Origin of the sequence: Butyricicoccus faecihominis (assembly GCF_014648015.1) — a bacterium.
GTDB lineage: Bacteria > Bacillota > Clostridia > Oscillospirales > Butyricicoccaceae > Agathobaculum > Agathobaculum butyriciproducens.
This window is the reverse complement of the sequence record NZ_BMQH01000027.1, coordinates 1-3,775: the sequence shown is the minus strand read 5'-3', so window position 1 is coordinate 3,775 and position 3,775 is coordinate 1. Positions and strand designations below refer to the sequence as shown.

Sequence of the window (3,775 nt, the reverse complement as noted above, 5' to 3'; positions counted from 1 at the left end):
CCGAACCAGCCCCAGAGTGAGGTCAGCAGCGCGACAACTGCCGTCACGGCCAGCTTAAAATCGTTTACTTTATCCATGGTTTTACCTACTTTCTTACGCGATAATGCGATTATATTCGTACTGTACGCTGCGCCAGTGCTTGATGTAGATGTTGCTGGGATGCATAATGTTGTCCTTTCTGGGCGATTGCCCTATCGCAAGTGTAAAAATTCCAGCTATTTTTGTCGATTAGTCAAAGATCTTGTGTAATCGGTCCTCAACCCAGACGGCCACCGCCGACAGTGCCGCCCATGCAAACATAAACTGCGGGCACACCTGCCCCATGATGTTACCGGGCACGCCAGAGTAGTCCCACACGTCAAGACCAAGCCAGACGTTCAGCACCAGACCAGCCAGCAGCTCCAGTACGGTGCAGATCACAGCACCCTGTGCCATCTGCAAGATGATCGGCGGTCGCTGCTGGATCTCATTCAGCAGGCCAACTGCCACAAAGCATACGCCGCCGAGTACACCCATCGACCAGTGCGTGTATCCGCGCCATGCGATCTCGATCAGCATGTACATCACACCACCGATTACCGCGAACAGCAGGTGCTCAAGCACAGACTTAGGCGTAATTCCACGCAACACTCAAGACCTCCTCTGCCGTCACAGCATTGCGGAGATCGACTTCCGCCGCCTGCTGGATGCTTACGCGCGGCTCGACATAGGCTGCAATCGCCAGTGCCAGCGCACACAGGTCAGCATACTGCCAGACCGTACACTCATCGCCGGTAGAGTTCCATCGCAGCTCACGTTCCACTCCGGCAGACTCTGCAACCTGCTGTACCGCCAGTGCAGAGGTAAGCTGTGCCTGCTTTTCCGACGTTACAGCATACTTCTTACCATCCGTCCATGTCAGCGGATTTTCGGACAGCCATGCAGCGAGGTCAGTCTTGCTGTCTGCGATACGCTGCTCACGCAGATCATCAACTGAGGTCAGCGGTGTGCCGTATTCCTCGCCGACGGCCTGTAAAAGCAGTGCGTCGTTCTGCTCATTCACACGCGCCTGCAAGTCCGAACCATCTGCAACCTCGGTGACATACTCGTCATACACCCAGCCGCGCTCGTCTTGCCGGGCGTTCAAGCAGATACGCACCCACGCCCGTCCGGGCTTGTTTGGCAAGCTGTTCGCCGTGATTTTCTCCGGCTTGTTATCGCCATGTACCTTCATTTATGTCACTCCTTTCAGGCCTCGCACAGGAGACGCGCGGAGATGTCCGAGCCCGAACGCGAAGAGGCGTTGCTCGCATTGAAGTACAACAGACCTGCATATGAGCCACCGCCCCAATGGCCACCAACACACAGCACGCTCCAACCATAGGACGACCACACGAAGTCTGGAATGTACGTTGTTTCCGAACCGCCGATAGTTTTGGGGATGAGTAGACCGTTGTCAGTAACGGTCAAGTCCTTAATCCAACCGGACGCAGGCAGCGTGCCGATTTTGGTATAACCGGTCGTCGTATCGTCCGCGTACTTGCTCGGGTCGGTGCAGTAGTAAGCAGTTGTGCCGTCCGCGTTGAAGCCGTCCACCCACTGGGATACATTACCCAACAGGTTTTCAACCCACCTATACTGTACAGCACACTCTATTGACCCAGCAGTTGAATTTCCGGTGTGATATATCATCGTATCCGTCATTCCATTTCTGACAGGGCCCGAATATTCACTTTTTGTAACGCCTGCTCCTATCGTGATCTGACAATTCCAGTCTGCAAATTCGATGAGGTACAGCCAGATGATAGCACAGTAAGTTGCAAAATCGTACAAGTGCCACTTGTCGCCGTTTTTCTTAGCGTTGCTGCGTGCGGTTGTGCAAGTGATATTTACAGTAGACGTAACACCGGATTTACTTCCGGGAATAGTGTATCTTCCCACATACTTTCCACTGCCCGGATGTTTCGTCATTCCAGTCTTGGGCTTATCCGACACATAGAAATACTGCTTCGTACCGTTACGTTTCGCCGCAACATAGAACTCCGGAATAAACACCATGGTAAAGTTATTAGAACGTGAGAACCCGCTGTCACCTTTCCATGCTGTTACAGCGCCCGCATTGTTCAGATTGCACTCTTTCATGCCGCTCCATGGCATAAAGCTGTCAAAAGGACTCGAACCTGCACCCGTACCAACCGCCGGAACCGGCTCAGTCGTTACGCTCTTAGTTACCAGTCCGTAAGGGTCAGTGCTCGGTGTTAAGCGCGTCAGCGCGGTGCTCGAATTGCTCGTATCCCACATCACACCGAATACGTTAGCGTAATTCAGCGTCAGGCTCTTACTCTGGCCACTGGCGATAATGCTTACCGTGCCCTCTGCGGTCTGGTCACCCTTGGTGGCCTTGATTACCCAAGTACCCGCCTTGCCGACGGTAAATACCGCCGTGCCGGTGCTCGTCTTGGTCAATACCGTACTGCCCAGTGTAGCCGTAACCGTCGAGCCGCTGTCAATGGTAACGGTAATCGTGGACTGGAATTTCTCGAGCGTTACTGCAAGCGCCGTGTAATACGCCTTGGTCGTCACCTCGGCGGTGTACGTCGTGCCGGACAGCGCTGCACTCAACGTGTAGGTCACACCAATGCCCAGCACGCTGACCGTTGCCGTCAGACTGCTGTCCACCGTGCCGGTGTAGGTTTCCCCGCCACCCTTGAGTGTCCACGCACAGCCGACAAAATCAGCCGCAAACGTCAGCGTAATGTGACTGCCGCCGGATGCCGGTGCGTCTACCTCACCCACGGTATTATCAGCCGTAAAGCCGACATATTTACCCTTCTTGCCCTTGATTTTGTCCTGCTTTGCCGCAAACAGCACAGAATGTGCGCTTGTACTGCTGTTATGCGTGGATACTGCGCTTGCCGCTGTGCCAGACGGATCATAATCCATTGCGGGCAGTTGGCCGCTCGGCACCTTGCCACTGCTGTCAAGGCTCGCAACTCCGCCTGCCTTGCCCTTATCCTTCGCCGATACCGCGCCCAAGTCAGCAGCGGTCAGACCGCCGCTCTTGACGCTCTCCTTGACCTTCTCAGCCAGTTCGGTGGTCTTGACACGTTCGCCCACCGCGTCAGCATTCTTTTTCAGCTCGGTGTCGATCGCGGCAAAGTTCTGGTTGAGCACTTCAACATCGCCAAACTCCTCGTAGCCGGGTTTATTCAGCTTATAATTCGGTGTTTGCTCCATCCGGCAGCACCTCCTCCTTAATTTCTTGCCAGGTGAGCTTTTTCAGCTCTCCCCATGTTAACTTCTTGATCTGCTCCCATGTGTTATACAGCAGCGACGTCGTGCAGACCATATTCGCCGGCACAATATCTGCAAGCAGCTCCTCAACCGCCTGCTGATTGCGCTTTGCGGTCAACGCGACTTTGACCGTCAGTGTGTACCTGTCGCCGTCCAGTTCCAGCTTGTAGCCGTCCGTACCGCAGAGCGTTTCAAGCTGCTGCCGCAGGCGGCGCACCGAGAACGGCAGCTGCGCATTGATCTTGGCGAGCACCTTAAACCGGCGCTCGGCCAGCGTGTCCGTGTCCATCGGCGTAATACCGAAGATCTTCTCGTAACGCGCAATAGCAGTCTCACCGGCGGTACTGATAAACTGCGCATCGAGCACCGCATCAGCGGCATCACGCAGGCGGTCAATCTCCGGCTGCTCAGTGTCGCACAAAAGCGGAAACTCGTAGGTTTTCAGCAGGATCGGCGGCAGGTAGTCTTGCAGCTTCTTTCTCACGACGCACCGCCAATCGTA

Annotated in this window: 5 protein-coding genes; 1 reads left to right on the top strand and 4 read right to left on the bottom strand. The window is 54.9% G+C overall.

Annotated elements, in window-relative coordinates:
* Positions 1–249, top strand: a 249-nt coding sequence (locus IEY11_RS14690; protein ID WP_207727244.1) for a hypothetical protein, incomplete at its 5' end; no start/stop codon positions are given.
* On the opposite strand, the gene IEY11_RS14505 is transcribed toward IEY11_RS14690, so the two are convergent.
* From IEY11_RS14505 to IEY11_RS14490, 4 genes are all read right to left on the bottom strand, one after another.
* The gene (locus IEY11_RS14505; RefSeq protein WP_188886895.1) at positions 229–627 is read right to left on the bottom strand and encodes a putative ABC transporter permease; all 399 of its coding nucleotides are present in this window, start codon (positions 625–627) and stop codon (positions 229–231) included. The genes IEY11_RS14690 and IEY11_RS14505 overlap by 21 nt on opposite strands.
* Complete coding sequence (locus IEY11_RS14500; protein ID WP_118729279.1) at positions 608–1,213, bottom strand: hypothetical protein; 606 nt, start codon at positions 1,211–1,213, stop codon at positions 608–610. Before IEY11_RS14500 ends, IEY11_RS14505 begins: the two co-directional genes overlap by 20 nt.
* 14 nt (positions 1,214–1,227) lie before the next feature.
* Positions 1,228–3,216, bottom strand: a complete 1,989-nt coding sequence (locus tag IEY11_RS14495; RefSeq protein ID WP_118729280.1) for a hypothetical protein — start codon at positions 3,214–3,216, stop codon at positions 1,228–1,230.
* Positions 3,194–3,775: putative phage tail protein (locus IEY11_RS14490; protein WP_207727243.1), on the bottom strand; the 582-nt coding region annotated here is incomplete at its 5' end. The genes IEY11_RS14495 and IEY11_RS14490, both read right to left, overlap by 23 nt.